General features: G+C 60.9%; 21 protein-coding genes and 2 pseudogenes. 13 read left to right on the forward strand and 10 right to left on the reverse strand.

The annotated features are described in order from the left end of the window. Window positions 1–183: 183 nt before the first annotated feature. The gene (locus NKH17_RS16415; RefSeq protein WP_352897608.1) at window positions 184–444 is read right to left on the reverse strand and encodes an alpha/beta hydrolase family protein; all 261 of its coding nucleotides are present in this window, start codon (window positions 442–444) and stop codon (window positions 184–186) included. Window positions 445–497: 53 nt separating this feature from the next. Between NKH17_RS16415 and NKH17_RS16420 the strand changes: the two are divergent. From NKH17_RS16420 to NKH17_RS16445, 6 genes and pseudogenes are all read left to right on the forward strand, one after another. After that, window positions 498–716, forward strand: a pseudogene (locus tag NKH17_RS16420) (oligopeptide/dipeptide ABC transporter ATP-binding protein); the annotation flags it as partial. A gap of 311 nt (window positions 717–1,027) precedes the next feature. Then, complete coding sequence (locus NKH17_RS16425) at window positions 1,028–2,236, forward strand: ABC transporter substrate-binding protein (protein ID WP_352897609.1); 1,209 nt, start codon at window positions 1,028–1,030, stop codon at window positions 2,234–2,236. An 11-nt stretch (window positions 2,237–2,247) separates the two neighbouring features. Further along, complete coding sequence (locus NKH17_RS16430; RefSeq protein WP_352803648.1) at window positions 2,248–3,021, forward strand: ABC transporter ATP-binding protein; 774 nt, start codon at window positions 2,248–2,250, stop codon at window positions 3,019–3,021. Continuing rightward, window positions 3,014–3,724, forward strand: coding sequence for an ABC transporter ATP-binding protein (locus NKH17_RS16435; protein WP_352897611.1), 711 nt, complete (start codon window positions 3,014–3,016; stop codon window positions 3,722–3,724). Before NKH17_RS16430 ends, NKH17_RS16435 begins: the two co-directional genes overlap by 8 nt. A gap of 7 nt (window positions 3,725–3,731) precedes the next feature. Continuing rightward, a complete protein-coding gene (locus NKH17_RS16440) occupies window positions 3,732–4,619 on the forward strand; it encodes a branched-chain amino acid ABC transporter permease (RefSeq protein ID WP_352897613.1) in 888 nt (295 codons plus the stop codon). Window position 4,620: 1 nt separating this feature from the next. Next, window positions 4,621–5,598: a branched-chain amino acid ABC transporter permease gene (locus tag NKH17_RS16445; protein WP_352897615.1), complete on the forward strand. Its 978-nt coding sequence runs from the start codon at window positions 4,621–4,623 to the stop codon at window positions 5,596–5,598. Between the two features lie 19 nt (window positions 5,599–5,617). Here the strand turns inward: NKH17_RS16445 and NKH17_RS16450 are convergent, their stop codons facing one another. Genes NKH17_RS16450 through NKH17_RS16465 form a run of 4 tightly spaced genes read right to left on the reverse strand, consistent with a single transcriptional unit; the run spans window position 5,618 to window position 9,647 of the window. Continuing rightward, window positions 5,618–6,793 (reverse strand): ABC transporter ATP-binding protein, encoded by a 1,176-nt coding sequence (locus tag NKH17_RS16450; RefSeq protein WP_352897617.1) that lies wholly within the window; start codon window positions 6,791–6,793, stop codon window positions 5,618–5,620. After that, on the reverse strand, window positions 6,786–7,928 hold the full coding sequence (locus tag NKH17_RS16455) for an extracellular solute-binding protein (RefSeq protein WP_352803021.1): 1,143 nt from the start codon (window positions 7,926–7,928) through the stop codon (window positions 6,786–6,788). The genes NKH17_RS16450 and NKH17_RS16455 overlap by 8 nt, the downstream gene beginning before the upstream one ends. Before the next feature lie 22 nt (window positions 7,929–7,950). After that, entirely contained in the window at window positions 7,951–8,772 is an 822-nt protein-coding gene (locus tag NKH17_RS16460; RefSeq protein WP_352475712.1) for an ABC transporter permease, read from the reverse strand. Further along, window positions 8,769–9,647, reverse strand: a complete 879-nt coding sequence (locus NKH17_RS16465) for an ABC transporter permease (protein WP_254819522.1) — start codon at window positions 9,645–9,647, stop codon at window positions 8,769–8,771. Before NKH17_RS16465 ends, NKH17_RS16460 begins: the two co-directional genes overlap by 4 nt. Before the next feature lie 250 nt (window positions 9,648–9,897). Here NKH17_RS16465 and NKH17_RS16470 point away from each other — a divergent pair, with 250 nt between their 5' ends. From NKH17_RS16470 to NKH17_RS16495, 6 genes and pseudogenes are all read left to right on the forward strand, one after another. Then, window positions 9,898–10,824: an ArsR/SmtB family transcription factor gene (locus NKH17_RS16470; protein WP_352475711.1), complete on the forward strand. Its 927-nt coding sequence runs from the start codon at window positions 9,898–9,900 to the stop codon at window positions 10,822–10,824. Between the two features lie 184 nt (window positions 10,825–11,008). Then, window positions 11,009–12,520: an arabinosylfuranosidase ArfA gene (gene arfA, locus NKH17_RS16475; protein WP_352897620.1), complete on the forward strand. Its 1,512-nt coding sequence runs from the start codon at window positions 11,009–11,011 to the stop codon at window positions 12,518–12,520. Between the two features lie 49 nt (window positions 12,521–12,569). Then, the gene (locus NKH17_RS16480; protein ID WP_352475709.1) at window positions 12,570–13,661 is read left to right on the forward strand and encodes an ABC transporter ATP-binding protein; all 1,092 of its coding nucleotides are present in this window, start codon (window positions 12,570–12,572) and stop codon (window positions 13,659–13,661) included. 1 nt (window position 13,662) lies between these two features. Continuing rightward, window positions 13,663–14,598 carry a carbohydrate ABC transporter permease gene (locus NKH17_RS16485; protein ID WP_352475708.1) on the forward strand — a complete coding sequence of 312 codons (936 nt, stop codon included), beginning with the start codon at window positions 13,663–13,665 and terminating at the stop codon, window positions 14,596–14,598. Beyond that, window positions 14,595–15,440 (forward strand): carbohydrate ABC transporter permease, encoded by an 846-nt coding sequence (locus tag NKH17_RS16490; protein ID WP_352475707.1) that lies wholly within the window; start codon window positions 14,595–14,597, stop codon window positions 15,438–15,440. Before NKH17_RS16485 ends, NKH17_RS16490 begins: the two co-directional genes overlap by 4 nt. A gap of 139 nt (window positions 15,441–15,579) precedes the next feature. Continuing rightward, window positions 15,580–16,855, forward strand: a pseudogene (locus NKH17_RS16495) (extracellular solute-binding protein). A 183-nt stretch (window positions 16,856–17,038) separates the two neighbouring features. Here NKH17_RS16495 and minE read toward each other — a convergent pair. The 3 genes from minE to minC are packed head-to-tail and all read right to left on the reverse strand — an operon-like array spanning window position 17,039 to window position 18,862. Continuing rightward, window positions 17,039–17,311 (reverse strand): cell division topological specificity factor MinE, encoded by a 273-nt coding sequence (gene minE, locus NKH17_RS16500; protein ID WP_023677151.1) that lies wholly within the window; start codon window positions 17,309–17,311, stop codon window positions 17,039–17,041. Continuing rightward, on the reverse strand, window positions 17,308–18,123 hold the full coding sequence (gene minD / locus NKH17_RS16505) for a septum site-determining protein MinD (protein ID WP_254819515.1): 816 nt from the start codon (window positions 18,121–18,123) through the stop codon (window positions 17,308–17,310). Before minD ends, minE begins: the two co-directional genes overlap by 4 nt. 19 nt (window positions 18,124–18,142) lie before the next feature. Next, window positions 18,143–18,862, reverse strand: coding sequence for a septum site-determining protein MinC (minC, locus tag NKH17_RS16510; RefSeq protein WP_352475705.1), 720 nt, complete (start codon window positions 18,860–18,862; stop codon window positions 18,143–18,145). Between the two features lie 238 nt (window positions 18,863–19,100). Here minC and NKH17_RS16515 point away from each other — a divergent pair, with 238 nt between their 5' ends. Further along, a complete protein-coding gene (locus tag NKH17_RS16515; RefSeq protein ID WP_352475704.1) occupies window positions 19,101–19,961 on the forward strand; it encodes an alpha/beta hydrolase in 861 nt (286 codons plus the stop codon). Between the two features lie 93 nt (window positions 19,962–20,054). On the opposite strand, the gene NKH17_RS16520 is transcribed toward NKH17_RS16515, so the two are convergent. Then, window positions 20,055–21,161, reverse strand: coding sequence for a glycosyltransferase (locus tag NKH17_RS16520; RefSeq protein WP_352475703.1), 1,107 nt, complete (start codon window positions 21,159–21,161; stop codon window positions 20,055–20,057). 8 nt (window positions 21,162–21,169) lie between these two features. Continuing rightward, entirely contained in the window at window positions 21,170–22,720 is a 1,551-nt protein-coding gene (locus tag NKH17_RS16525) for a GumC family protein (RefSeq protein ID WP_352897623.1), read from the reverse strand. Window positions 22,721–22,926: the final 206 nt, after the last annotated feature.

Genomic DNA, 22,926 nt, shown 5'->3' on the forward strand with positions numbered 1-22,926 from the left:
ACTTGGAGGCGATCGTTTCCATACCCACCGGCGCCGGGGGTCCCTCCCACTCCGTATCCGTCAGATTTTTCAGCGACGGGAAGCCAGTACAGGTGAAGGCAGGCTGATTCGGGCCATGCCGGCCTTCATGACCACTGCGCCGTGTCGACGATCCGTTGGAGCAGAAGGCCGGATGCTGGAACGTCAATCGTGTTTGGCCAGGAAGCGCCCGACGGCGGTGAGCCAGTCGTGCCTTTCCTCGACATGCGGCATGTGGCTGGAATTCGGGAAGACCAGGCCTTCGACGCGCGGAATAAGATCCGGAAAGGGCTGGACGCAGGCCTCGGTCGCTTCGTCGTAGAAGCCGCGGAAAACCAGGGTCTGCGTCTCGATCCGATGCAGGCGGTCGACGATGGTCCAGTCCCGCATCGTGCCGATGACGTGGAACTCATTGGGACCATTCATGGTGTGATAGATTCCTCGATTGCCGCAAATGTCGGGGCGACCATTACACCGCGGCGCTACGTTCCGCCGTGCCGATACCCGGCATCGACCGGGCGCGGCGCGGCCGGCTGGTGCTCAAGGGTGACCTGCCCAGCCCGATAAACCCACCCTCGGGGTGCCGGTTCCACTCCCGTTGCCCAGCTGCCACCCCGATCTGCCGCAGCGAGCGCCCGCTTCTCCAAAGCATCGGCGAGGGCCGCCTGGTCGCGTGCCATCATCCAGCCGACGGTTGACGAGGGGAATTCTCGTTCAACGATATCCGGACCGTCAGCCGCAATCGTTGCTTCGGCGAGAATAGAGGCCGATCTGGACGCCGCACGATCCGGCGCTATGTTGCGCTTCGGCGGCCGGGCATCGCGGATGCCTAATACTAAAGTAACTGTTCTCGCGTTGCCGAGCGATGCTACGATTTGAAGGACGGTGGCCGTACAGCGCTGCGTGATTTTGCGCTGGAGAGGATGGAATATGGGAGGCCACTCTTCGTGCCGCAGCAGGAGCCGCCGACATGTTGCTCGGTTGTCGACCATAAGGGAGGAAGTCACCAATGAAGCTATCGTACCTGGTCTCGGCCGCGCTTCTTGCAGCGACTGCGATGCCTGCCGCAGCCGCCGAGATTTCCGACGGCAAGGTCAAGATCGGCATTCTCAACGACCAGTCGGGCGTCTATGCCGATTTCGGCGGCAAGTGGTCGGTCGAGGCCGCCAAAATGGCGGTCGAGGATTTCGGCGGCAAGGTGCAAGGGGCGCCGGTCGAGATCGTCAGCGCCGACCACCAGAACAAGCCGGACATCGCCTCCAACATTGCCCGGCAGTGGTATGACACCGAACAGGTCGATTCCATCATGGAACTCACCACCTCCTCGGTGGCGCTCGCCGTCCAGGGGATTTCCAAGGAAAAGAAGAAAATTGATATCGTCACCGGCGCCGCGACCACCGAGCTAACCGGTAAACAGTGCTCGCCCTATGGCTTCCACTGGGCCTACGACACGCATTCGCAGGCAGTGGGGACCGGTGGCGCTCTCGTCCAGCAAGGCGGCGACAGCTGGTTCTTCGTCACAGTCGACTATGCATTCGGCTATTCGCTGAAGGAGCAGACCGCAAACTTCGTCGAGAGCCATGGCGGCAAGGTGGTTGGCGAGGTGCGTTACCCGCTCGGCTCGACCGACTATTCATCCTTCCTGCTGCAGGCGCAATCGTCGGGCGCCAAGGTCATCGGCCTGGCGAATGCCGGCCTCGACACCTCTAACTCGATCAAGCAAGCGGCCGAATTCGGTATCGTGCAGGGCGGCCAGCGGCTTGCAGCACTTCTGTTCACGCTGGCCGAGGTGCATGGGCTCGGTCTCGAGGCGGCGCAAGGCGTGGTGCTGACCGAAGGCTTCTACTGGGATCGCGACGACAAGAGCCGCGAGTTCGCCCAGCGGTTCTTCAAGCGCACCAACCGCATGCCGAATATGATCCAGGCCGCCACCTATTCAGCCGTGACACAGTATTTGAAGGCGATCGACAAAGCCGGCACCGATGGAACCGAGGCGGTCGCCAAGGAATTGCATTCGATGCCGGTGAACGACGTCTTTACGGCGAACGGCAAAGTGCAGTCCGACGGCAACATGGTTCACGACATGTATCTTTATCAGGTCAAGTCGCCGAGTGAGAGCACCAAGGAGTGGGACTATTACAAACCCCTGGCCACGATCCCCGGTAACGAGGCGTTCCTGAGCGCCAAAGAGAGCGGCTGTCCCACGGCCGGCGAGTGATCGGCGGACCGATGGCGCCGCCTGAACCGGATCGGCCGCGGGTAGTGCTTTCCGCCCGCGGTTTGCGGCGTGACTTCGCCGGCTTTGTTGCGGTCAGGAATGTCGATCTCGACCTCTACCACGGCAATATTCACGCGCTGATCGGACCCAACGGCGCCGGCAAGACCACTGTGTTCAACCTGCTCACCAAGTTCCTGCCGCCGACCAGCGGCAGGATCGAACTGCTCGGCCACGACATCACTCGCACCTCGCCGGCCAAGGTCGCGCGGATGGGCCTGGTGCGCTCGTTCCAGATATCGGCAGTGTTTCCGCATCTCAGCGTGCTCGACAATGTGCGCGTTGCATTGCAGCGACCGGGCGGGCTCAGCGTTCAGTTCTGGCGCTCGCTGTCGGCGCTCGATAGATTGACGCCGCGCGCCGAGGAGCTTTTGCGGTCTGTCGGTCTCGACGATGCCAAGAACAGGCCCGCCGCCGATCTCTCCTATGGCAGGAAACGTGTGCTCGAGATCGCCACGACGCTGGCGCTCGAGCCGAAAGTGCTGCTGCTCGACGAGCCGATGGCCGGCATGGGGCATGAGGATGTGCGCACGGTTTCCGACATCATCCGCTCCGTTGCCAGGGATCGCGCCGTGCTGATGGTCGAGCACAATCTGACGGTGGTGGCCGATCTTTGCGACTGGATAACCGTCATGCAACGCGGCGAAATCCTTGCCGCCGGCGACTACGCCACGGTCAGCCGCGACGAGCGGGTGAGGATCGCCTATATGGGCACCGCCGATGACTGACGCCGCGCCGCTTCTTGCAGTCCGCGACCTCAACGCCTGGTATGGCGAGAGCCATGCGCTGCACGGCGTCGATCTGGAGGTCTTTGCAGGTGAAACTGCAACGTTGCTGGGCCGCAACGGCGTCGGCAAGACCACGACATTGCGCGCCATTATCGGGCTGATCCGCCAACGAACCGGCCAAATTTTTTTCGACGGCAAGGATCTGATGCGCCTGCCATTGCACCGGACCGCGCATCAAGGCATCGGCCTGGTGCCGGAGGAACGCGGCATCTTCGCGACGCTGACCGTGGACGAGAATCTGGTGCTGCCCCCGATCGTCGCCGAAGGCGGCATGAGCGTGGAGGAAATATTCGATCTTTTCCCCAATCTGAAGGAGCGCCGCAACAGCCCCGGCACCAGGCTCTCGGGCGGCGAGCAGCAGATGCTGGCGATTGCGCGCATGCTCAGAACCGGCGTGAAAATGCTGCTTCTCGATGAGCCGACCGAGGGCCTGGCTCCGGTCATCGTGCAGCGCATCGGCGATCTGCTGGCGACGATGAAAAAGCGCGGTATGACGATCCTGCTGGTCGAGCAAAATTTCCGCTTTGCCAGCCGCGTCACCGACCGTTTCTACCTGATGGAGCACGGCAAGGTCGTGGCGGCCTTTCCGGTCGGCGAACTGCCGGATCGCATGACGCTGCTGCATGAAGTGCTGGGTGTATGATGGCGCCATGACGATGGTCTTCGGAATACCCGTTCAGGCATTCCTCGGCCAATTGCTGGTCGGCCTCATCAACGGCTCGTTCTACGCAATGTTGAGCCTGGGCCTTGCCGTCATATTCGGCCTGTTGCGCGTCATCAATTTCGCTCACGGCGCGCTCTATATGCTCGGCGCCTTCATCGGCTATCTGCTTCTCACCCGGTTCGGCATCGGCTACTGGCCGGCTCTGATCCTGTCGCCGCTGATCGTCGGCGGCTTCGGCGTCGTGGTCGAGCGCCTGGCGCTGTCGAGGCTTTACGACATCGACCCGCTCTACGGGCTGCTTTTCACCTTTGGCCTCGCGCTCGTGCTCGAAGGGGTATTCCGTTACTACTATGGCGTATCGGGAAGTCCTTATTCCGTGCCGCCGCTGCTGTCCGGCGGCACCAATCTCGGCTTCATGTTCCTGCCCAATTATCGCGGCTGGGTGGTGGTAGCCTCGATGATCGTCTGTTTCGGCACTTGGGCGCTGATCGAGAAGACCAGGCTGGGCTCCTATCTGCGCGCGGCAACGGAGAACCCCGGCCTGGTGCAGGCTTTCGGCGTCAACGTGCCGTTGCTGCTGACCCTTACCTACGGCCTCGGCGCCGCTCTTGCCGGGCTTGCGGGGGTTCTCGCCGCGCCGATCTATCAGGTGAGCCCGCTGATGGGATCTGACCTCATCATCGTCGTTTTCGCCGTTGTCGTGGTCGGCGGCATGGGATCGATCCTCGGGGCGATCGTCACCGGTTACATGCTTGGCCTCGCCGAAGGCTTGACCAAGGTTTTCTATCCCGAAGCCTCCAATCTGGTGGTCTTCGTCATCATGGCGATCGTGCTTCTGGTCCGGCCAGCCGGCCTGTTCGGAAGGGATGCCTGAGATGGCCGAACTGACCCTTCGCGAGACGCGTGCCAAGAATTCCGCACGGCTTGAATGGGCGCTGGTCGGGCTCGGCATCCTGGCGCTGCTGGTGGCGCCTTTCTTCGTCTATCCGATCTTCCTGATGAAGATGCTGTGCTTTGCGCTGTTTGCCTGCGCGTTCAACCTTCTGCTCGGCTACACCGGTCTGTTGTCCTTCGGCCATGCGACGTTCTTCGGCGGGGCGGCCTATTTCACCGCATACGCGGTCAAGGTCTGGGGCTGGCCGCCGGAAGCGGGCATCCTGCTCGGCGTCCTGGGTGCGGCCCTGCTCGGCCTTGTGATGGGCTTCTTTGCCATCCGCCGGCAAGGCATCTATTTCGCCATGATCACGCTGGCGCTGTCGCAGATGTTCTTCTTCTTCTGCGTGCAGGCACCGTTCACCGGAGGTGAGGACGGTATCCAGGGCGTGCCGCGTGGCAGGCTGTTTGGAATGCTCGACCTGAACGTCTCGATCAACATCTATTATTTCGTGCTGGCAGTCTTCCTGATCGGCGTCTTCGCCATCTGGCGCATCATCAACTCGCCTTTCGGCATGATCCTGCGTTCCATCCGGGAAAACGAGAGCCGGGCCATTTCGCTGGGCTATTCCGTCGCCAACTACAAGCTGGCGGCTTTCGTCATGTCGGCGACATTGGCCGGGCTGGCCGGCGCGCTCAAGGCGATCGTTTTTCAGTTTGCCACGCTCACCGACGTCACCTGGCAGATGTCGGGCGAGGTGATCCTGATGACGCTCCTCGGCGGCATCGGCACCATGGTCGGGCCGATCATCGGGGCCAGTCTGGTCGTCGGCCTGGAAAACACGCTCGCCACCTCGAGTTTTCCGGTGACCATCGCCACCGGCCTGACCTTCATGGTCTGCGTGCTGGTTTTCCGGCGCGGTATTGTCGGTGAGGTTTATGCGCGGTTTCTCGGGCCAAAGGGTGACGCGAAAGACTGAACGGCTCAGTTCCGCCTCGCTACGCGATGCGTAAGCCTTGCGCGTCGAGAAGCACGCAGCCCAGCGGATCGAAGCAGACATCGACCATTTCGCCTTCACGCAGCGGCTGGCCGTCGATCAGCGTGTTGGCGCGCACCAGCGTGCCGGCGCCGATGTCGATCTCGTAGACCGCATTGCCGCCGAGATAGGAGGTCGAAACGACCCGTCCCGCCAGTCTGTTGGCAGCACCGGCGGCACTGACGGTAAGCTTCTGCGGGCGAACGACGACGGTGACCGCGCTGCCGGTCGCGAGGGCCTTCGGCGCGGCCGCCTTTACGACGTGGCCGCTGGCCAGCGCGATCGTCGCCATCTTGCCGTCCATCACTGTCACGCTGCCAGGCAGCATGTTGGCCTTGCCAAGGAAATTGGCGACGAATGCGGTGGCCGGCTGGTCATAGACCTGCGCGGGGGAGCCGATCTGCTCAATCAGGCCGGCGTTCATTACGACGATGCGGTCGGACATCGACAAGGCCTCTTCCTGGTCATGCGTCACGAAGATAGCGGTGATGCCCGTCTCCCTCTGGATTTTCTTGATCTCGACGCGCATGTCCTCGCGCATGTTGGCGTCGAGTGCCGACAAGGGCTCGTCCAGCAGCAGCACTTCCGGCTCGAAGACGATGGCGCGGGCCAGTGCGATGCGTTGCTGCTGGCCGCCAGAGAGCTGTGATGGCAGCTTTGTCTCACTGCCGGGCAGCCGCACCATGTCCAGCGCCTTCTTGACCCGGCGCACGATTTCCGGTTTCGGCACGTTTCGATATTTCAGGCCGAATGCGACGTTGTCGAAGACGTTCTTGTGCGGAAAGAGCGCGTAGTTCTGGAACACCAGACCAATGTTGCGCTTGTAGATCGGGATGTCGTCGACCCGCTTTCCGCCGATCGAGATCTGGCCACTGGAGATGTCGACCAGGCCCGCGATCGATCGCAGGATCGTCGTCTTGCCGCACCCGGACGGCCCCAGCAAGGTGACGAAACTACCCTTGCCGATCGCCAGTGAAAAATCGCGCACAGCGGCGAACTTGCCGTAAAAAATATCGATGTCGCGAAACTCGACCGCAGGCTTTCCTGTCGGCTGCCTCTCGCCTTGGGCAAGCGGGTCGCCAGCGGCCCCGGCCGAAGCCGGCCGGGGCTGCTGGTCGTGGCTGTCGTCGTCATGCACCTTTCGACACCCTGTCCCATTGCTTGGTCCAGGCGTCTTCGTTCTTCGCCCAGTAGAGCGGATCGGCAAAGGTCAACGACTTCATCGATCCGGTCGGGTCGAAGGCCGGAAGTGCCGCGATCTTGTCGGTCAGCTTCACCTTGGTCGGGTCAAGCGATGGCGGATAGTTCTGGCCCTCGGCGACGGCGATCGACGTTGCCGGATCCAGCATGAAGTTGATCAGTTCCTCGCATTCGGCCATGGGCGAACCCTTGAGCACCAGCATGTCCTCCATCCACGCGTATGAGCCGGCAGGGTCGAGATAGCCGATTGGCTGGCCCTGCTGCTGCAGGGCGGCGACACGTCCTGACCAGGCGTCGGTGACGACGATCTCGTTTCGCGACAGGAGGTCCATGAGTTCCGCGCCGGAACTCCAGAACTTCTTGGCCAGGTCGCGGGTCTCGCGAACCTTGGCCCAGATGGCATCCATGTCCTGGATGTTGTTGGGATCCTGTTTCGTCTGCAGCGCCGCATACCAGACGCGCGTCGTCATATCGGCGTAGCCGCCGATCTTGCCGGCATATTTCTTGTCGGTAAGCAGGTTGGCGCCCTTTTCCTTGGCTTCCTCCGGCGAGATGACCTTGTTGTTGTAGGCGATGCCGGTGGTGCCGTAATCATAGGGCACAGCCGACAGCTTTGGCGTGATCTTGCGGAACGGCTCGATCATGGCGGTCAGCACATTTGCCATGTTCGGGATGTTCGCCTCGTTGATCTCCGAATTGAAACCGCCATTGACGTATTTGATGTAGTAGTTGACGCCGGAAGAATGGACGATCTGGAAGTCGCCCGGCTTCGACGTCTTGATCTTGGTGATGATCTCGTTCTCGTCGCCAAAGGTGCCCTGGACGACCTTGACCTTGGACTTGGCGGTGTAGGGCTGGAACGCGTACTTATCGATCGCTTCCTGCACCACGCCGCCCCATCCGTCGAAGCGCACTTCCGAAACCGCGGCCAGCGCCCGTCCCATCCAAGGCATGGAAAGCCCGGTGGCGGCGGCAGCGGCGGCCGTCAGCGTCAGGAATGATCGCCGGCTGATGTCGCCATCGGCATATCGTTCGTTGAGCCGTTCCAGTCGTTTGGTGGTTGTCAGTTTCATTTCCGTTCTCCCATTTTCATTTTCACTTGCCTGCCTTGAACCAGGTGAGGCTTTGCAGGATGAGCCCGCCAGCCAAGGGAATGCCGACCGTCAAAAGGATCATGACGGTTCCGAGCGCGTTCACCTCGGGGCTGATCGAGATCTTCAGCATCGAAAGGATTTGCGTCGGCATGGTCTCGACGCCCGCCGGCCGCCAGAACAGGCTGGCCGAAGTGTTGTCGAACGAAATGGTGAAAGCGAGCAGGACGCTGGCAAGCACTGCGGGAATGAGCAGCGGCAGCGTAATCTCGCGGAATGTCGACACACGCGGCGCCCCGAGCGACAGCGCCGCCTCCTCATAGGAACGCTTTATGCCGACCATGCGCGCCTGGACGATCAGCACCACGTAGGGGAGCGTGAGCAGAATGTGGCCGAGCACCAGCAGCGTCATGCTGCGCGGCTGGTCGACGGCTTTGATCATGACCAGCAGGCCGACGCCGAGTATCGTTTCAGGGACCAGCGCGGGAAGAATGACAAGCGTGTTGATCGCCTGCTTGCCACGAAACTCGAAGCGCACCAGCGCCAATGCCGCCATGATGCCGAGCAGCGTCGTCACCGTCGCCGTTACCAGGGCAATCCACATCGATGTCCGGAAGGCGTCGAGAACCGGCTCGTTGGTGAGCAGCTTCTCATACCATCTCAGGCTGAAGCCGGTGAGGGGAAAGCCGCCGAACATCGAGGCGTTGAAGGAAAGCACGACCGTGGCGAGGATCGGCGCAAACATGAAGACGTAGACGCACACCGTGACCACGCCGGTCAGCCGCCACGCCCATCTGCCTTCGCGATCGGGATGATCCGCTCTCATGCGCTGAGGCCCTTCATGATCTGCGACAGGCCCATATAGCGGCTGTAGGCGGCAGCGGCGGCGCCGAGCAGGACGAACAGGACGATGGAAAGCGTTGCGCCCATCGGCCAATTGAGCTGCCCCATAATGGTATCGTAGATCAGGTTGCCGAACAGCGCATCGCGGCTACCGCCGAGCAGCTGCGGCGTCACATAGGAACCGGCCGCCAGCACGAAGCAGAGCAGCAGCCCGGCGCCCAGCCCCGGCATCGATAGCGGCAAGGTCACTTCGCGGAACGCCTGCGCGCTGGTACAGCCCATCGAGCGGGCGGCGGCGATCAGCGTGCGGTCGATGCTTTCCAGGCTGACATAGACGTTCAGGATCATGTAGGGCAGCAGAAAATGCAGCAGCCCCATGATGACGGCGCCCTCGGTGTAGAGCATCGGCAACGGCTCGTTGATGACGCCCAGCCTGATGAGCGCGACGTTGATCAGCCCCTGTTCGCCGAGGATGTGGATCCACGAGAACGTCCGGATGGTGAAGCTGATCCAGAACGGCACGATGAGCAGCAGCAACAGCAGCCATTTGTGCCTGAAGGTCGTGGCCCAGATGAAATAGGCGGGGAAATAGCCAAGGATCGCGCAGATCACCGCGGTGATGGCGCCGACGCGAACGGTCTTCCAAAGAAAGCCGTGATAATAGCTGTCGGTGAGGAATTCCTTCCAGTTGTCGAAGGTCAGCACCGCCGACTCAACTCCGGCGGTGACGAAGGTGAAAAACGTGTAGACCGTCATCATCGCGATCGGCAGCAGCAGAAGCAGGGTAAGCAGTATAAGCACAGGCGCGACGAGGACCCAGGCCAGTCGCTGATCGTATAATTTCCACCCTTTGGTCACGACCCGTCCAACCACTTTATGTTCAAGCCGCCATCACCGGGCTCGGCTCGGGACTAGATTGGGCGATCGGCGTTCAGGTGTCCACTCTGCATGTGACTCCAGCACAAACTCTGTGCAGGGCCACTGGTTGACCCTCGCCCTGCCGGATTCAACAAATTGCCCGGCGTTCCGCCTGCGCATTGACTAAATCAGCTATCTCGATATACAGGGTAAATTTCGGATATGGATTTCGCGTGGGCCGGGCAATTTCATGAGTCGCAATTTTCTGGTGATTGAACCTGAGGAAGGCATTGCCGTGCTCAAAGGGCTTGCCTCCTCGGCGCGGATCTCGATGCTGAAACTGCTGCATGAAAAGGGGCCGATGAATATCAACGAAATCGCCGCCGTGCTGTCGCTGCCGCAGTCGACCGTCTCGACCAACATCCAGGTGCTGGAGGATGCGGGGCTGATCCGAACCGAGAACCTGAAAGCGAAGAAAGGCAGTCAGAAAATCTGTTATCCGACGGCCGAAGAAGTGCTTGTCGTGTTCAAGAGCGAATATCGTGCGGTCAAGAACGATGCGATCGAAGTGTCGATGCCGATCGGGCTTTACACCGGCTTCGAGGTTACCGCGCCCTGCGGCCTTTGTTCGCCGGACGGCATCATCGGGTTGCTCGATGTGCCGAACACTTTCCTCGATCCGGACCGCATGAAAGCCGGTTTGCTGTGGTTCACGCGCGGTTTTGTCGAATACCAGTTCCCCAACAATGCCAAGCTCGCCAATGCCGAGATCACCGGACTCGAAGTGGCGATAGAGCTGTCCTCGGAAGTGCCGGGCACCAGCGCCGATTGGCCCTCGGACATTACGCTGACGATCAATGGCGTCGATGTCGGCACATGGACGTCGCCGGGGGATTTCGGCGACAAGCGCGGCGTCTTCACGCCCTCCTGGTGGAAGCTCAAGGGCTCGCAATACGGTAAGCTGAAGAACTGGCGAATTGCCAATGACGGCACCTATGTCGACGGCCTCAGGATTTCCGAAACCGGTCTCGCCGCACTCGATCTGAAGAGCCATCATTCAATCCGCGTCCGTATCGGCGTCAAGGACGACGCCAAGCGCCCCGGCGGGATCAACATTTTCGGCAAGGGCTTTGGAAATTACGATCAGGACATCCTGCTCAGGATCAATACTGGTTGATATCATGAAACCGGGTTCTGAAGATAACTTAGCAATTTCAACTAGCTGGCTTTCTGCCGCGCCAAAGCGTTCGTCTAATTGTCCTACATTTGGGTATTTTGGCTTGACGAAGGGCTGTCAATCCCGCTTTGATATCGGGCAAGATGATTTAAATCATCATTTTTGATATCGATGGGAGGAATGCATGAAGGCAGCCGTTACGGCTCATCCGCATTATGTTGTCTCGGAAATCGATCCGAGGCTCTACGGATCCTTCATCGAGCATCTGGGGCGGGCAGTTTACACCGGCATCTATGAGCCCGGCCATCCGACAGCGGATGCCAACGGCATGCGTCAGGACGTCATCGATCTCGTCAGGGAACTCAATGTTCCGATTGTGCGCTATCCCGGCGGCAATTTCGTCTCGGCCTACAATTGGGAAGACGGCATTGGCCCCAAGGAACAGCGCCCAGTCCGCCTCGACCTTGCCTGGCACACATCGGAAAGCAACGAAGTCGGCCTGCATGAATTTGCCGATTGGTGCACCTGCGCCAACACCGAGATGATGCTTGCCGTCAATCTCGGTTCGCGCGGCCTCGACGAAGCCCGCAACCTGCTGGAGTACGCCAACCATCCCGGCGGCAGCAAATGGAGCGACAAGCGCATCGCCAACGGCCGCAAGGAGCCCTTCGACGTCAAGCTCTGGTGCCTCGGCAATGAAATGGATGGCCCCTGGCAGATCGGCCACAAGACCGCGGACGAGTATGGCCGCCTGGCGCACGAGACAGCCAAGGCCATGCGCGCCTTCTCCAAGTCACTCGAACTGGTGGTCTGCGGCTCTTCGAATGCCAAGATGCCCACCTACCCTGAATGGGAAGCGACGGTTCTCGACCATACCTACAACGAGGTCGACTACATCTCGCTGCACATGTATTTCGACAACGAAGCCAACGACGCTCCGAACTATCTCGCCATGAGCGAAAAGCTCGACGCCTACATTGTCTCGGTCGCCGGCGTCATCGACTATATCAAGGCCAAGAAGCGCTCCAACAAGCAGGTTTACATCTCGTTCGACGAATGGAACGTCTGGTACCATTCCAAGGAACAGGACAAGAAGATACTCGGCGGCAGCGACGGTTGGCCGTTCGCCCCGCCGTTGCTCGAAGACATCTATAATTTCGAGGATGTGCTGCAGGTCGGCCTGATCCTCAACACCTTCATCCGCCGTTCCGACGTCGTCAAGATCGCCTGCCTGGCACAACTGGTCAACGTCATCGCGCCGATCATGACCGTTCCGAATGGCCCGGCATGGCGGCAGACGATTTTTTATCCGTATCTGTTTGCTTCCAACTATGGCCGCGGCAATGCGCTGGATCTCAAGGTGGAAAGCCCGACCTACAGATCCAGCGTTGCGGGCGACGTCGCCTATGTCGATGTTGCCGGCGTGCACGACAGGCAAACCGGCCACGTCACCTTCTTCGCCGTCAACCGCCATTCGAGCGAGGCAATCGAAACAGTGGTCGACCTCTCCGGCTTCGGCGCGGCGGAGATCGTCGATCACCAGGTGATGGCACACGCCGATCTGAAAGCCGTCAATTCGGCCGAAAACCCTGGCAATGTCAGCCCCAGGAAGGGTGAGGGCGCCGCAGTCGCCGGCGGCAAACTAAACCTGTCGCTGCCGGCGTATTCCTACCAGTTCATACGCCTGAGGCTCTGAGTTCGGGCGGATCATCGAGAAAGCGCAAACGCTGAGGAGGAGCGTCGACGTGACGGCCGATATCGAGATCAGGAACGTGAGCAAGCAGTTCGGTGCCATGACGGTGCTGGATCATCTGTCGCTCTCCATAAGGGCACGCGAATTCATCGTGTTCCTGGGGCCGTCCGGCTGCGGAAAATCGACGCTTCTTCGGATGATCGCCGGTCTTGAAGCTGTCGATAGCGGCGAGATTGCCATCAACAACGAGCGCATCGATCATCTGCCGCCGGGCAAGCGCGGCATTGCGATGGTGTTCCAGTCCTATGCGCTTTATCCGCATATGACGGTGCGCGACAATATGGCCTTCGGCCTTGCGAATATCGGCGTACCAGGCAAGGTCATCGAGGCGCGCATCAACGAAGCCGCCCGCATCCTCGAAATGCCGCATCTGCTCGATCGCAAGCCGGGCCAGCTCTCCGGGGGTCAGCGGCAGCGCGTCGCGATCGGCCGTGCGATCGTCAAGGAGCCGAAGGCCTTCCTGTTCGACGAGCCGCTCTCCAATCTCGATGCGGCGCTGCGCACCCGAACCCGCATCGAGCTTGCCCAGCTTCACCAGCGGCTGCAATCGACGATGATCTTCGTCACCCACGACCAGGTCGAGGCAATGACGCTGGCCGACCGCATTGTCGTCATGAACAATCGCAAGATCGACCAGATCGGTACCCCTATGGAGATCTACGAACGCCCGGCGACCAAATTCGTCGCGGGTTTCGTCGGTGCGCCGGCGATGAACTTCGTCGATGCGATACTCGACAGATCGGGCAAGAACGCCACGGCCAGATTTGCGGACGGCATCTCGGTGCAGACCGAGATCGCCTCCAGCCAATTGGCCGACGGCAACTACACTTTCGGCATCCGTTCGGAAGACGTGCGCATCGTTGCCGCCGGACAGGGCAATGCCGACGGCGTCGTCGATGTGCTCGAGCGGCTCGGCGAACGCACCCTGATCTACGCGCGGCTGGGCGATGGCCAGCAGATCGTCGGCTCCGATGCCGGCAACAGCCGCGTCGCCGTCGGCGACAGAATCGGGCTCGCCTTCGACGGCCAGAAATCGCATCTGTTCAACGAGACCGGCCGAGCCTGGCATGCGAGGGAGGCCTGAGATGGTTGACCGGCTGGCGACGTCCCCGACCGCGACGCTTGCTGTCGGCGTCAGAGCCCCTACCGCCGACATCTATGCGCCGCAATGGCGAAACTTCATTTTCGTTGCGCCATTCTTGTTCTTCTTCACCACGCTGCTGCTCTTCCCGCTGCTCTGGGGGATGTGGCTGAGTTTCCACAAGGCCGACACGTTTTCGTCCGGAAATTTTGTCGGTCTCGGCAATTACGCCAGGCTGTATCACGACAAGGTCTTCCTGCAATCGATCTGGAATACCTTCTACTTCGTGCTTCTGACGGTGCCGACGCTGGCGCTGATCGGGCTTTTCCTGGCGCTTTGCCTCAAGCGCCGCACGCGCACTGCCGCGGTTTTGCGGACGCTGTTCTTTTCCTCGTCGGTGCTGTCGGTCACCATCGTCACGCTGATCTGGCGCATCGTCTTCATTCCGAATGTCGGCCTGTTGTCGACGATCTACGGATGGTTCGGCGCAACCGCACCGGCCTTCATTTCCGATCCCAGCCTTGCGATGATCGGCATCGCCATTGCCACCATCTGGTGGTGCATCGGCCTGCCGATGATGCTCTTTCTCTCGGCGCTCCAGCAGATTCCACAGGATATTTACGAGGCGGCAGCGCTGGACAATGCCAATCGCTGGCAGACGCTACGCTCGATCACGCTGCCGTCGATCAAGCGGACCTTCATCCTGGTGATCATCATCCAGATCGTGCTGCAATTCCAGCTGTTCGGCCAGGCCTGGCTGATGACGCGGGGCGGTCCGAACAACCTGACCAAGCCGATCGTGCTCTACATCTACGATACCGCATTCCGTCGCTGGGATCTCGGCCTGGGCGCCGCGGCATCGGAAATCCTGTTCATCCTCATCCTGGTCGCGGCCATGGCCCAGTACCTGGTGACACGCAGCAGGGGAGACCAGGCATGAGCGCCACAGCTTCCATCAAGGGCCGGGCATTTGGCGACCATTTGTTATTGGCCCTGGTCATCCTGCTTTCGATCGTCATGATCGCGCCGGTTCTGTGGGTCATCGGCCTGTCGCTCAAGGACAATACCGAGCTGATGGCCGATCCGAATTCGGTGTTTCACGCGCCCTATACGCTGAAGAACTACATCAACACCGTCGGCACCTCGTCGGTGTTCATCTGGGTGCGCAACAGCATCATCGTCTCGGGCGGATTGACGCTCGGCACGTTGATCCTGTCGTCGCTCGCCGGCTACGGCTTTGCACGGCTGAATTTCCCCGGCCGAGACGTGCTGTTCGTGATCGTGCTGTTCGGCCTGGCGGTCCCGGAACAGGCCGTGCTGGTCGCCCGTCACCAAATTTTCAGCATGCTGAAGTTCCACAACACCTATCAAGGGCTCATCCTGCCGGGCCTTTCGGCTCCGTTCGGCGTCTTCCTGATGACCCAGTATTTCAAGGCCATCCCGAAGGAGCTGGACGAAGCCGCCATGCTCGATAACGCCAGCCGGCTCAGGATTTTCTGGAAGGTGCTTCTGCCGCTCACGCTGCCTGCGCAGGCGACGCTCGGCATCTTCACCTTTCTCGGCGCGTGGAACGACTACTTCTGGCCGCTGATTTCGGCGACGAGGAAGGACATGTTCACGCTGACGGTCGGCATGGCCTCGACCCAGACCAATTTCGCCCAGTCCGAAGGCATCGGCTTCCTGATGGCGCAGGCGGTGTTCGCCGGTGCCCCGATCCTGATCGTCTACCTGTTCTTCCAGAAATACATCGTCACGGCGGTCTCCGGCGCTGCGGTGAGATAACGAAGATAGCCTGACGGCCGGGGGAATGCGCAGCGATTGAAGCACGAAAGCCAATCCAGGGTGGAGCGGCGGAAACTCAGTAGGAGGAACTGATATGAAACTGAAAAAAATACTGTTTGCCGCAGTCTCTGCGGGCGCAATGCTGCTCGCAGCTCCAAGCTTCGCGGCCACCGAACTGAGCGTGCAGCGCTTTTTCGGCGCCTGCGATGCTGATTTCGGCACCAACACCGATGCCACCAAGGCCGTTGGCGAATGCGGCATCATCACCTCGCTGATCAACAAGTTCAACGCCGACAATCCCGATGTCCACGTCAACGTCACCACCGTGGAATGGCCCGGCTATGATCAGCTGACCGCCCAGTTCGCTTCAGGCGACGCTCCGGACATCGTCACGATCCATGAATCCGTACTGTCGGATTATCAGTCGAAGGGCCTGTTGATGCCGCTCGACGATCTCTTGAAGTCGGTCGGCGTGACACCCGACGCCTTCACCGACGCGGCACGCAATGGCGCCACCAAAGACGGCAAGATCTATGGTCTGCCGATCGACAGCTGGACGATGCTCTATCACGTCAACATGGATCTTTTCAAACAAGCCGGCCTCGTCAATGCAGACGGCACGCCGATTTTTTCCAAAGTCGCCCGAGGAACTGCTCGCCCAGGCCGAACAGTTCAAGCAGAAGACGGGCAAGCCTTATTTCGTCCAGAACCTGGCCAATGAGACTGCACTCTACACACGCAACCTCTACACCTATCTTTTCCAGCAGGATTCCGATTTCTTTGCCGATCCGAAGCATGTGAAATTGAATACGCCGGAAGCCAAGAAGGTCGTCGAGATGTACAAGGCGATCTTCGAGAAGGGCTACACCACCAAGGATCTCGACTATGGCGGCTCGATCAACGCCTTCCTTGCCGGCGAGGGTGGCGTCCATCTCAACGGTACGTGGGTGGTCGGCGATTACAACGCCCAGTCCGAGACCAAGGGGACGGCGCTCAACAAGGGCGGATATGCGGTCTATCCGTATCCGCAGCTGTTTGGCGGCGCCCATGCGCAATATGCCGACGGCCACACCTGGGCCGTTTCGCAGAAAGACCGCACGCCTGAACAGATCGCGGCTATCGGTAAATTCCTGAAGTTCTTCGCCGACAACGACTTCGAATGGTCGCGCACCGGCCACTTGCCAGCCTACAAGGCCGTCATCACCTCGGACGCCTTCAAGGCACTGCCGCATCGCAACACAATCTCTGCGGTCGCTGATCTCGGCAAGCCGCTGCCGTCCGCCGTACAGCGTCAGTTTGCGATCCAGGACATTATTGGCGAAGAGATGAGTGCAGCAATCAGTGGCCAGAAGGACGTCGACACCGCCCTTGCCGACATGGAAAGCCGCGTCAACGAATTGCTCGCCAACATTTGACCACGGGTTTCGAAAGGCCCTCCCAAGGCCCCCCGCGGCTGGAAACGGCCGCGGGGTTTTGGTGAGGGAGTGGTTACTGTCCTCGACTTGCGAGAACTTGCCGGTGGCGACCGGCTCAAGCACACCAACCACGGCGCCGCAATTTCGGCAGCAGCCGACGCAAGCCCTGACTGGAGGGTTTCGTTAGAACGCCGCGGCCATGGGCATTGCGACTTTGTTGGGGATCTGGATGTCGATCTCCAATCTCGACGTCGTTTCGCCGTGATCCATGCTTACCTGCAGGAAATCCTGGTCGACCTGAACATGCCGGGCGATCACCGCCATGATCTCCTCGCGCAACACGGAGACGAGATCGGGCTGGTTGCGGCTTCGACGCTCGTAAGCCAACAGCAGTTGCAAGCGCTCGCGCGCCACGGGCGCGCTGCCGCGGCGCTTGAAGATATCGAGCAGGTTCATGCTGCCCTCCTTCCCAACAGCCGGTCGAGGAGGCCCCTCCGTTCGAAAGGCAGAATGACCGGCAGGTCCTCGCCCTCGAGTCTTCTTGCCGCGTCGATATAGGCGCGTGCGGCGGGGTTGGTGTTTTCGCTGAGCGTAACCGGCGCGCCCACATTGGATGCGCGCAGCACGTCCTGGCTCTCGGGAATTATTCCCAGCAGAGGCGTGGACAGGATCTCGAGAACGTCATCAATGCTGAGCATCTCGCCGCGGGCAGCGCGGGCAGCGTCGTAGCGCGTGACGAGGACGTGTTTGGCAATCGATTCACCTTGCTCGGCTTTCATCGTCCTGGAGTCGAGCAGGCCGATGATGCGATCGGAATCGCGGACCGAGCTCACTTCCGGGTTGGTAACGATTACCGCCTCGTCGGCAAAGCGCATGGCAAGTTGCGCGCCCCGCTCTATGCCGGCCGGGCTGTCGCAGAAGACGTAGTCGAAAACCGATCGCAGCTTGTCGATGACATCGGCGACTCCTTCCTCGGTGAGAGCATCCTTATCGCGCGTTTGCGAGGCCGGCAGCAGGAACAGCGTTTCGAGCCGCTTGTCACGGATCAGCGCCTGCGAGAGCTTGGCGGTTCCCTGAATGACGTTGACGATATCGAAAACAACGCGCCGCTCGGCGCCCATGATCAGATCGAGGTTGCGCAGCCCGACATCGAAGTCGACGAGGGCCACCCGCTTGCCGGTTTTCGCGACCGCGGCGCCGAGAGCGGCCGTCGAGGTCGTCTTGCCGACACCCCCTTTGCCGGATGTGACAACCACTACCTTGCCCATATTTGTGCCTCCAATGTTGTTAGTTGAGCGGTGCTACGCAAAGTGCGCCGTCCTCGAGAAAGGCCTGTACCGGCCTTCCTCGCGAGGAGGCGTCCATCTCCTCGGCGGTGCGGTACCAGCCGTCTACCGCCAGAAGTTCGGCTTCATTTTTCCGGCAAAAGATGCGAGCTGCGGAATTTCCCGTGGCGCCGGCGAACGCACGTCCACGCAACGTGCCGTAGACGTGGATCGATCCTCCGGCGATGATCTCGGATCCGGAACTGACGGAGCCGACAATGACCACGTCGCCATCGGGGTGAAAGATCGACTGGCCGGAGCGGATCGGTGCCTTGATCATCAATGAGTTCGGCGCCTGCGGCTCTTCCGTCTTGGCCTCAGCGGCGGCCTTCGGGTTCGGCTGCGCGTAAAGCGCATCAGCGGTGGCCTCCTTGGTGCCAACGAGGAGCGGCGGCAGATCGGCATCAAGAGCAACGTTGCCATCGGCCTCGATCGCGTAAATGCGAATCCCGCGCTCCGCGAGTTGTGAGACAAGATCCCGCATCTCGCCCACCTCGGGCTTGAACATGGTCAGATCGAGCACAACCGGGCGGCCGGCAAAGAAGCCGGGAGAGTTTTCGGTCCAGTGATCGAGGCTTTGCAGCCATTCCCCTAGCGGGGCCTCAGGGGTGAGGGTGAAGGCTACAAACGAGCGCGCTCGAAAGCGTATGGACTTGTTTTGGATGGGAGCGACGCAGGTCACAGAGGCGAGTCCTTACTGATTGGTTAAGGCTAGCCCGGCATGGTTAACGAAAAGTTAATGGCGGCTGCCCGAGGCGTTGGCGGAGGCATTCTTTTTGCCTCCGATCGTCCCGCCGGCGACCTGCTTCCGGTGCAAGACGAGGTCCTCCTCGCGGCTGCCTGGAGGCGCCTCCAGTTCACGAAGTCGGCCGACCGGTATATTGTTGTCGGAATGCCGGGCCTATTAAGGAGTTATCGGTTTGACAAGCGTTGCCAAGGGGCCTGTCGCGGATCGCGGTCGCGCTACCTATGACCTTGGCGCGACCGCCATCTTTGCTTCCAAATCAGACCCGCGCTTTCACTATTGCCTGTATGTGCCTCCCGCGGTTGGAGAAGGGGCCAAAGTCGACCTGATGGTCGCCGTCCATGGCACCGGCCGCACCTCTTTTCTTGGATTCCGCGACGCGTTTTCCGAGTTCGGACGCTGGAACGGCTGCGCCGTGTTGTGTCCGCTGTTTCCGATCGGCGTTCTCGGGGACGATGCCCGCAGTGGGTACAAATATATGCTCGAGGGCAACATACGCTACGATCAGGTGCTGCTCGCCATGATTGAGGAGGTCAGCGCCAAATACAGTCAGGATTGGAGCCGCTTTGCCATGTTCGGATTTTCCGGCGGCGGGCATTTCACGCATCGTTTTGCTATCCTGCATCCCGACAGGCTCTGGGCGGCCTCAATCGGCGCGCCAGGCTCGGTGACCTTACTCGATCCGACGCATGACTGGTGGGTGGGCATTCGCGATCTGCCGGAGAAGTTCGGCATCACCTTCGATGCCGCAGCGCTGGCAAAAGTGCCTTTCCAGATGATCGTCGGCGACGCTGACCTGGAGACTTGGGAAATCACTCATGTGCAAGGCAGCACCCATTGGATGCCAGGCGCCAACGATGCCGGGCGAACACGGCCGGAACGCCTCATGGCCTTGTGTCGATCGTTCGAGGAGGCGGGTGCGCGCGTGCGCTTCGATTTGCTGCCAGGCGTATCTCATGAACGGGACGCGGTTCTCGATTCGGTCAAGGACTTCCTCGCCCAACAACTCAAGGAACGAGGAAACGCCCGACCATGAGCCGCTGCGCTCCAGCTTGTGAAGAGATTACGGCAATCAAGACCCGCCCGCGTCGATCGCATCCAACCGCGATCTGCTGGCCGTGCGCGACAACTAGAGCAACGCTTCGTAGCGATCGCCGATCTTGTCGACTGTGAAATCCAGCGCCCTGTTTCTCAGCACGGCAGCAGGGATGGGGTGATCCAGCATTTCGGCCATCGCCTTCGCAAGGGCTGCGGCGTCACCGACCGGCACCAAGGCGCCGAAGCGGCCGTCACCGAGTATTTCTCGCGGGCCATGCGGGGCATCGGTGGAGATTACGGGGACACCTGCAGCCATGGCCTCGACCAACACGTTGCCAAAGCCTTCGCTGGTCGATGACAGAACGAACAGATCGGCTGCGGCATAGCAAGCTGCGGGGTCGTTGACGTAGCCGGCAAAGAGCACGTGCGCGCCGATGCCGGTCTCTTCGGCATAGGCGTGCAATTCGGCAGCCAGCGGACCTTCGCCGAAGATGACAAGCCGGGCAGGGCGGCCGGCGCGCAGGGCAGCGAAGGCCCGCAGCAAAGTCCGGTGGTCCTTGACCGGCACCAGGCGTCCGGCGGTGGCGATGACGGGGCCATCGCCCATCGCCGCCAACGCTGCCTGCCAGGCATAGGAAGTCCCCTGCGGTGCTTCAGCCGGCGGCAGCGGGTTGTTGATGACGACGACCTTGGATTTGGGGAAGCCGCGGGCGATGATGTCACGGCCGACACCCGCCGAAACGGCGATGGCTTTGGTTGCACGCGCTGCAACCAGCGCGGAAAGCCCGATCGCCAGTCTCGCGCCGAGGCCGCTGGCAGGCAGCGAGGCGGCCGCGTGGAAACTTGGAAAGAATTTTGCCCGGCTTCTGGCCAACATGAGTGACAGCGCCATCACCAGATTGGCGAATTCCGGGGCACTATAGACCGCATCAGGATCAAGGCGGCGGAACAAATTTGCGCTTCGCACGATGCCTTTCAGCGTCGCCGACTTGGCGTAACCCTCGCCGCGCAAGAGAAGGCCGAAGTCGACCAGATGCACGGCAGCGGAACGCAGCGCGGCGTTAGGGCCTTCCGCGTTCCAGGTAAAAAGCGTGACCTCGTGGCCACGCGACGCCAGTTCATTTGCCATCAGGACGAAGACACGTTCGGCGCCGCCGCCCCTCAGGCTGGCGATGTGGAAAACGATGCGCTTCACCATGCCTTGCTTCAGGCTCGGCTGGCGGCAAGGCCTGATCGGTTCGGCGGCCGACGCATGTCGCGGATGATGCCCATGCCGATGGCCAGCAGCATGCCCAGGGCAAAGCCTGCGAACGCTCCTGCGCCTGCTACCAGGGCAGTGCGCGGGGGCCATGAGCGCGCGGGCGGGGGCACCGCGGTCGAAATCACCTGTACGTTTGTCGTGTCGATCTGCTCGCGCTCGCTGATTTGGCGTGCACGTGACAGGAAACTCTCATAGACGGCTCTCTTCGAGGCGGCATCGCGTTCAAGTTCACGCAGGGCGACTTCGGACTCGCTGTCGGTGAAAACATTGCTCTTCAGATCGTTCATCCTGGCGTTGAGAGAAGCCAACGAGGCCCTGGCCTTGTCCAGGCTGGCCTTTGCCGTCCCGACGGTGCGGGAGAACTCGGCCCGGAGTTGCGAGTTGACGGTCTCGAGTTCCGTCCTGAGTCTGACAATCGTCGGGTGACGCGGGCCGAAGGTCATCGACTGTGAGTCGATCTGCTGCCGCAGGCTGTTTGACCTGTCGCGCAGCGCTGCGAGCGCTTCCGAAACCGTGGGGTCGGGATTGGCCCCATTGATGCCGGAGGCAACCAGGGCGTCGTAGCTTGCCTGCGCGGCGATGACGCGCGATTGCGCATCGACGATTTCGCCATTGAGCTGCGTCATTGTCTGCGAACTGACAAGCTGGCCATTGCTGGAGGACAGATTGTGGCTACGCCTATAGCTCTCGACCTTCTCTTCGGCAGCCTGCACGTCGCTCTTGAGTTGGCCAAGCCGGCTGTCAAGGGCTGCCGCGGCACGGCTGGCGCCGGCAGCTTCGGCCTTGGCCAGTTCTTCCTGGAAGTTTTTGACTAGGGCCTGCGAGATCAGGATCGCCTTGGCGGTGGTTTCCGCAGATACCGAGAGGGTTGTGACGAACGATGTCGGGTCCGCGATGGCGTCTACCCGGTCCGCCAGATTCTTCAAGGCGATGAGCCTCGGGTCGGGCTTCGCCACAGCGCCAGACGAGGATGTGCTCCGGTCCGGATCGAAGAATTCTGGATCGTGAGTCAGATTCAGTTCGTCCACCACACGGGAAAGCACGTTGCCCGAGGTCAGGATGCGCTGCTTGCTGCGCGTGCTGAGCAGCTGGCTATCGACCTGGCCCGGTTGCGAGTAGAGGTCGTTTTCCACAACCTGCAAATTGGAAGGGTTGATGAGGACCTCCGTCGTGACGGTGTAACGCTGCTTGCTCAGCAATGCATAGGCGCCGCCGACAATGCCGCCGATTACCGCCAGCATGAGCGCCAGGGCGAGGCCGGCCCGCAGCCAGACGAACAGGCGTCGAAAATCGAGCTCGAGGAAATCGCCGATCTTGTCCAGGGTCACCGTGGCGACAGGCTCCGGAGTTTGCGGCGTCACCGGTGCGGAGCTTAGCGCCGCGACTGGGCCATGCTGTTGCAGCAATGCCCTGCGCCGTGCATTGGCAATACGCTCGAATGCACTGTTGTTGGAAGCCGCTGCGGAGATAGGGGGGGTGCCGGAACCGGCAGACATGGTGACAACCCTTGTTAAATCATTACGCTTGGCCTGCTCTACAGAAACATCGTTAACATCTTATTTTCCAAGTTGGCCCATTTTGCCGTTCATACCCGTTCGTCCGGTGGACGTTGAACGGATCCGTTGCCCAGAATCTGGTGCGAATCCTTGCCATCGCCGGATTGGCGCCCGAACCGGGTGCGTGATTTTCATGAAATCGGTAA

Origin of the sequence: Mesorhizobium sp. M1334, from assembly GCF_040317995.1 — a bacterium.
GTDB lineage: Bacteria > Pseudomonadota > Alphaproteobacteria > Rhizobiales > Rhizobiaceae > Mesorhizobium.